Origin of the sequence: Streptomyces sp. SM10 (assembly GCF_002910915.1) — a bacterium.
Taxonomy (GTDB): domain Bacteria; phylum Actinomycetota; class Actinomycetes; order Streptomycetales; family Streptomycetaceae; genus Streptomyces.
The window spans coordinates 48160-54401 of the sequence record NZ_NEUF01000122.1 but is presented as its reverse complement, the minus strand read 5'-3'; the positions used below and the strand labels follow the sequence as shown (position 1 = coordinate 54401).

The 6242-nt window shown below is 71.3% G+C and carries 9 protein-coding genes; 2 read left to right on the top strand and 7 right to left on the bottom strand.

Annotated features, from left to right (window positions below; translation table 11 throughout):
• Positions 1-147 precede the first annotated feature (147 nt).
• Positions 148-552 (bottom strand): site-specific integrase, encoded by a 405-nt coding sequence (locus B9S57_RS19540; RefSeq protein ID WP_258036460.1) that lies wholly within the window; start codon positions 550-552, stop codon positions 148-150.
• A 100-nt stretch (positions 553-652) separates the two neighbouring features.
• Here B9S57_RS19540 and B9S57_RS19535 point away from each other — a divergent pair, with 100 nt between their 5' ends.
• A complete protein-coding gene (locus B9S57_RS19535; protein ID WP_258036459.1) occupies positions 653-1045 on the top strand; it encodes a hypothetical protein in 393 nt (130 codons plus the stop codon).
• Between the two features lie 279 nt (positions 1046-1324).
• Here B9S57_RS19535 and B9S57_RS19530 read toward each other — a convergent pair whose 3' ends face one another.
• Positions 1325-1831: a DUF4234 domain-containing protein gene (locus B9S57_RS19530; RefSeq protein WP_103516847.1), complete on the bottom strand. Its 507-nt coding sequence runs from the start codon at positions 1829-1831 to the stop codon at positions 1325-1327.
• Between the two features lie 287 nt (positions 1832-2118).
• Between B9S57_RS19530 and B9S57_RS19525 the strand changes: the two genes are divergently transcribed.
• Positions 2119-3243, top strand: coding sequence for a hypothetical protein (locus B9S57_RS19525; protein ID WP_103516846.1), 1125 nt, complete (start codon positions 2119-2121; stop codon positions 3241-3243).
• A 57-nt stretch (positions 3244-3300) separates the two neighbouring features.
• Here B9S57_RS19525 and B9S57_RS19520 read toward each other — a convergent pair whose 3' ends face one another.
• From B9S57_RS19520 to B9S57_RS19500, 5 genes are all read right to left on the bottom strand, one after another.
• Entirely contained in the window at positions 3301-3711 is a 411-nt protein-coding gene (locus B9S57_RS19520; protein WP_103516852.1) for a VOC family protein, read from the bottom strand.
• 10 nt (positions 3712-3721) lie between these two features.
• Positions 3722-4165, bottom strand: coding sequence for a helix-turn-helix transcriptional regulator (locus B9S57_RS19515; RefSeq protein ID WP_103516851.1), 444 nt, complete (start codon positions 4163-4165; stop codon positions 3722-3724).
• A 78-nt stretch (positions 4166-4243) separates the two neighbouring features.
• A complete protein-coding gene (locus tag B9S57_RS19510; protein WP_103516845.1) occupies positions 4244-4858 on the bottom strand; it encodes a glyoxalase in 615 nt (204 codons plus the stop codon).
• 103 nt (positions 4859-4961) lie between these two features.
• Positions 4962-5354, bottom strand: coding sequence for a hypothetical protein (locus B9S57_RS19505; protein ID WP_374935963.1), 393 nt, complete (start codon positions 5352-5354; stop codon positions 4962-4964).
• A gap of 69 nt (positions 5355-5423) precedes the next feature.
• Complete coding sequence (locus tag B9S57_RS19500) at positions 5424-6173, bottom strand: IclR family transcriptional regulator (RefSeq protein ID WP_103516844.1); 750 nt, start codon at positions 6171-6173, stop codon at positions 5424-5426.
• Positions 6174-6242 lie beyond the last annotated feature (69 nt).

Below are 6242 nucleotides of genomic sequence, written 5' to 3'. Positions count from 1 at the left end.
CTTGGAAAGCGTGTTGGGGGCAACCCCTCACGAGTTCGAATCTCGTATCCTCCGCCATTGCTCTCACCGGGCAATACGTCGAAGGGCCCCACCGCTTGCGGTGGGGCCCTTCGGCGTTCCTCTAGGCCCGTAGTCTCATCTGCAGTCTCATCGAGACCCTGCGGAGCCCTCCGCGCCGCTCTCGTCGGGCTCCTTGGCCACTTCCCAGATGAGTCCTCCGACCCGCTGCGCGACGTCGGCGAGGATGCCGCCCGTCACGTGCTGGTACCGGGCCGCCATCGCCGTGGACGACCAGCCCATGATCTGCATCACGACCCGTTCGGGGACACCGAGGATGAGCAGAACCGTCGCCGAGGTGTGCCGGGCATCGTGCAGGCGCCCGTCCCGAACCTTCGCATCGGCCAGCAGCCGCTTCCAGGTGCCGTAGTCCGTGCTCGGCACCAGCGGCTCGCCCACGGGAGAGGTGAAGACGAACCCGGACTCTCGCCAGTCCTCCCCTGCGATCGCCCGCTCGCGTGCCTGCTCTCTGCGGTGCAGCTCCAGCAGCCTCACCAGTTCGTCGGGGACACCGATGACGCGTCGGCCGGCGCGCGACTTCGTGCTGGCCGTGTCCTCGTTCTTCCTGACCCGCTTCTTGCAGAACCCCGGCTAAGTGCCGCAGTCACCGCCGCAGCCGTGCAGGTACTTCGGCCTCAGCCGGTTCTTCCTGACGCGCAGGACACCGCTGCCGGTATCGAGGTCCGCCCACCGCAGCCCGAGCGCCGCGCGCCTGCTCTCCGTCTTCTACCAGTTGAGGGGGGAGGACCCGGTGACCGGCGGCTACATGGTCACCAGCGCGGTCGTCCAACTGGTCACCGGTGCGGGACTCATATGGACTCTCACGTCCCTCGACCTGCCGGTGGTCGACGCGAAGATGTGGGTGAAACTGGCCCTGGACGCCCTGGTGGCGGTGACCGCACTGGCGGGCATGCGCAACAGGCGGTCGTGGGCCTTCTACGCCGTCGGGACGTTCACGGCAACCGCAGCCGTCGTGGCCGTCGCATGAACGTAGCCCCCTGACGGATCCGGACCGCGGGCCCGCAGGCTGCACATGGGTTATCCCCCAGGCGAGTTGACGTCACGGCCGTCATCGGCGCGGACGGCTCCTCCACCCCCCGGCCCGGCGCAGAGCAGCAGGGCGGCGAGACACCGCCCTGCTGGACCTCCCCGCCGCCCAGGTGCCCGTCGGCAACTGAGCGGTGCCGCCCGCGGACTCACCGGGCCCACGATCCGGCGGCACGGACCATTTCCGCCCGCACCGCCGGCGCCCCCCTTGCGCGGCAGCTCAGGCCGCGAGCGTCACCGGGGTGCCCGGCGCGGCGCCCGGGTAGGCGTCCACGACCAGGTTGAGCTGGCGCTGCATGTACCAGACGTTGAGGCCGAAGACGAACATGAGCCACATGCTCGTGGCGGGGCTGCAGGTCACGGGGAGGCCGGCCGCGCGCTGGGCGGCGGCGATCGCCCTTCCCGTGTTCCGGAAGGAGATCAGCGGGGCTATCAGGGTCCACCCCAGGAAGAGCAGGACCATCAGGCTGCCGCCCGGGTTCAGGTTCTGGCGGCGGTCGAACTCCCCCAGCTCCTTGTGGATCTTGAAGTACCAGACCAGCTGGTAGATCCCGAAGGTGACGATCGTCAGGCCGAGCCACACGGCGACGGGCCCCCGGCGCTTCATGGCCAGACCGGGCAGCTGGGGGGCGGCCGGGGTGGAGGCCGGAGCGCCGGCCGCGACGACCTCGCCTGCCTGGCCGGGGGCGTACGAACCGGGAGCGGTGCTGGGCTGGGTATCGGACATGCCGGGTGCTCTCCATCTGCGATGTGTGGTGTCAGCCGCAGCAGCATGACAGCAAGTGCGGAAAACGTGAAGGAAATTGAGTTTTCCGTGAAGATCTGTCATGTCCCTGTGATCAACCGCGATGTGCACCGGACCGTCGGCGTGCCACCCGGCACCCGGAGAGTTCCGCGCGGCGGGACGCGTACAACCATCAGCGCGTGCCAGGGGTCTGCTCCCGTGGCCGGTCGGCCGTCGTCCTCGACGCGGCCCCGGGAAGGCTTCGACTCACCACGAAGGAACGCTCACTGATGCTTGCTCGGCACATCATCCGCGCGGCTGCCGTCCCGCTCGCCCTCGCCTCCACGCTGCTCACCGCCGGTGGAGCGGGTGCGGCCGGGGTGACCGGCTGGGAGGTCTCCCTCTCGGGGAACAGCGCCGCCGGTTCCCTGATGTCCGTGTCCTCCGTCGACGACGACCTCGCATGGGCGGTCGGCCGCGAGGACGGCCACGGCGTCATCATGCGCTGGGACGGCGGGCAGTGGGCCGAGGACACCGCCCCGGGACTGCCCGACGTCTGGCAGTGGTCGGCGGTGAGCGCAGTCTCCGCGGACGACGTCTGGGCCTACGGCTCGGTGGGCAGGGACCAGGCGCTCGTGCACTACGACGGTGAGCGCTGGAACAGCGTGACCGCGGCCGGGCCCGCCGACGACTCCTGGCCCGAGGTGCCGATCGACGCCGTCCCCGGGCGGCTCTTCAAGGGCGGCAACGCGCTCTACACCTATGCGGGCGGCACCTGGCAGACCTTCGCGCTGCCCGCCCTCGTCGACATCCGGGACATCGACGCGATCTCGGCGGACGACGCCTACGCCACCGGGATGAAGTACCCGGTCAAGGGCGGCCACCCGGTGACGTACCACTGGGACGGCACCACCTGGACGCTGATGGACCAGCCCCCCGTGCGCACGGGCACGGACACCGCCGAGGTCGCCGCCTCGTCCGACAGCGTCTACGTCGCCGGATGGGCCGACGACCCGGACGAGACCGCACCCGTGCCGGACGTCGCCCGCTGGGACGGCTCCGCCTGGGAGGACATCACCGGGTCGCTCGCCACCTTCTACATCCACGCCATCGCCCCCGACGGCGCCGGCGGCCTGTGGGTGACCGGCAACGACCAGGCCGAACCCGCCCACGCGGATCCGGTCTTCTGGCACTTCGACGGGACCACCTGGACGAAGGAGGCGGGGGTTCCGGCACTCGACGGCGACACCCGGTGGCCTTCCTACTCCTTCTACGACCTGGCCCCGGCGGATGGCTCCGGCGGCTTCTGGGCCGTCGGGGAGTACTCCACGCCCATGGATTCGCACGGGGACATGACGGTCAACGGCCTGATCGAGCGCTCCACGGCGACCGCCCCCGAGGCGTCCACCGGCTGACGCCGCCCGCCCGTACGGCCGTGGAAGCGGGCCTCCCGGCCGTACGGGCGGGAGGGCTCAGCGCACTTCCTGGATGCGGATCTGGTTGCCCGCGGGGTCGCGGAAGGCGCAGTCACGCACGCCGTACGGCTGCAGCGTCGGTTCCTGGATGACCTCGGTGTCGCCGGCCTGCACCTTCTCGAAGGTGGCGTCGAGGTCCTGGGTCGCCAGCAGGATCCAGCCGTAGGTCCCCTTGGCCATCATCTCGGCGACGGTGCGGCGTTCGTTCTCGGTGATGCCGGGGTCGGCGGCCGGCGGGGCGAGCAGGATGGAGGTGCCCGGCTGCCCCGCCGGGCCGACCGTGATCCAGCGCATCGCGCCGGATCCGACATCGCTGCGGACCTCGAATCCGAGCGTGTCGCGGTAGAAGACGAGGGCCGCCTCCGGGTCGTCCTGCGGAAGGACGCTGGTGTGAATGGTGATGTCCATGCCGTTCACGCTACGGCTGCCCGGGGCCGCGTGCTTCTCGATTCCTGACCGGTCTGGTCACCTGTTTCACCACGCAGGCCGGCACCCCGCCCTCCCCGCCGGCCGCCTTGCGCCGGTAGGTGCTGGGGGGCATCCCGACCAGTTCGGTGAAGCGCGTGCTGAAGGTGCCGAGCGACGAGCAGCCGACCGCGAAGCAGACGTCGGTGACGCTGAGATCGCCGCGGCGCAGCAGCGCCATCGCCCGCTCGATCCGGCGCGTCATGAGATAGCCGTACGGTGATTCCCCGTAGGCGAGCCGGAACTGCCGGCTGAGGTGCCCGGCCGACATGTTCACCCCCCGGGCGAGGGCCTCCACGTCCAGGGGCTGTGTGTACTCCCGGTCCATGCGATCACGGACGCGGCGCAGTCGTGCCAGGTCGCGCAGGTGCTGCGCCTCGGCTGCTCGGTTCGTCACGTGAGCGATCGTGCCACGCGGCACGGGGCGCCGCAGCGCTTTCGGTGCTCCGTGCCGCGGGGCCGCGCGGGGTGCGCGTCAGGCCGATGCCTTCTCCCACGCGAAACCGTCCGGGTCGGTGAAGGGCCCGAGATCGCTGCCGAGGGCGATCCTGTGCGAACCGGTGCCGTCGGGGGCGACCCCGGCGTCCTTGGCCAGGGCGCGGCGTCCGTAGAGCGCCAGGGTGACGGGGCTGGAGGGGGTGTCGAACTCGACGTACTTGCGGCCGAAGCTCTTGCCGACCGCAAGGCCCCGGTCCACGTAGAACCGCTTGGTCTCGAGGACGTCCTCCACGCCCAGCAGGAGGACGAAGCGGTCGATCTCCCGGGTGGCGGGGCCCTTGTCCTTCTTCGCCGAGCTGGCGATCTTCCAGAGGGTCCCGTCCGGTGCCTGCACGACGGCGCCGTAGCCCCAGAGCGACTTCGAGGCCGGCTTCACCGCTGTGGCACCGGCGGCGAGGGCGGAGTCGACGAGGCTGTTCACCGTGGACGGCTGGGAGACCGTGAGCGACAGCGTGAAGCCGCGGAAGCCGGTCGTCGGCGCCTCGGAGGCGCGTACGCGCAGTTCGTCGCCGAGGCCGAACGCCTCGGTGTAGAAGTGTGCGGCGGCGGTGGGGTCTGCCACCTCGAGGGTGACGCATGTGAGGGAAGCCATGGAACGACCGTAGGGCGGCCCGGCGCCCGGCGCTTCTCGATTCCTGACCGGTCCGGCCGTGCCCGGCGGGGCCCCCGGGGCACGGGCCCTGCGGGGCCGTACGTCAGCCGGTGACTGCGGGGGCGGCGAAGTAGTGTCCCTCCTCCAGGTCCTCCACGAGGCCGTGCCGCTCCGGGCGCCAGTCCAGCAGCTCGGCGGTGCGGGTGTGCGAGGCGGCGGAGTCCAGGGCGATGAACCCGGCCGCCCAGCCGAAGTGCGCCTCCGCGGCCGCCGGGTCCACGGAGGTGACGGGGACGTCGGGGTGACGGCCGATGACCTCGGCGATGTCGCGGATCGCGATGCCCTCCTCCGCGGCACCGTGGAGCACCGGCCCGGCGGGGGCCTTCTCGACCGCGAGCCGGAACAGCCGTGCGGCGTCGAGGCGGTGGACCGCGCGATGTCGCTCGTGATGAGGGAAGTGCTGTCCGAGCTCAGGAAGGTCACGGCCGGCGGCCACGGCGCCTGAGGGGCTCCGTGCGCAGGCCCCAAGACGGGCGCGCAGGGGTCTCGGGGCCGCCGGCACCCCTCAGCCGCCGAGGGCGATGTCCCTGGTCACACGGGCCGCCGACGACAGCAGGCTCTCGCGGACCTGACTGGTGCGGTACATCCGGTCGGCCCGGAAGGAGACGCCGAGCGAGCCGAGCCTGTCACCGCTGCGCACCGGCACCGCGATGCACACCGTGCCGAGGTCGTACTCCTCCCGGTCCATGACCACCGGGGCCGACACCGACGCCTCGAGCTGCCGGATCAGGTCCTCCCGGTGCGTGATCGTGCGGGGCGTGAGATCGGCGAGGGTGTGCCGCGAGAGGTACTCACCGCGTGCGTCCTCGTCCAGTTCACGCAGCACGCACTTGCCGAGTGCGGTGGCGTGCCCGGCGTCCTGGAAGCCCACCCAGAGGTCGACCCTGGGCGTCTTCGGGCTGTCGACGATCTCGGCGATCCGGATCTCACCCTCCTCGTAGAAGGTGAGGTAGGCGGCGGCCGACACATCGTTGCGCAGCGAGGCGAGGGCGGGACGGAAGCGGCTCACCAGATCCTGCGCGGAGTGCCCGTCGTGCAGCTTGTCGCCCAGGACGAAGCCGCCGTCCTCGTTCCTGCGGAGGTAGCCGTCCTGCGTGAGCGCCCGCAGCACTTCCTGGGCCGTTTCCGGCGGCAGACCGGTCTGCCGCGCCAGTTCGTGCGCGGGCGCACCGCCCGCGTGTGCCGCCACGGCTTCCATCAAGCGGAACGCGTGCTGCACAGAGGGGAGAGGCGCGTGGCCCGCTAGGTCACCCATACTTCAAGCTTGGACCCGCTTCCCGGGGGCAGCAAGGCGGAGCGGACGCGCACCGGCCAGGGGAGCTCC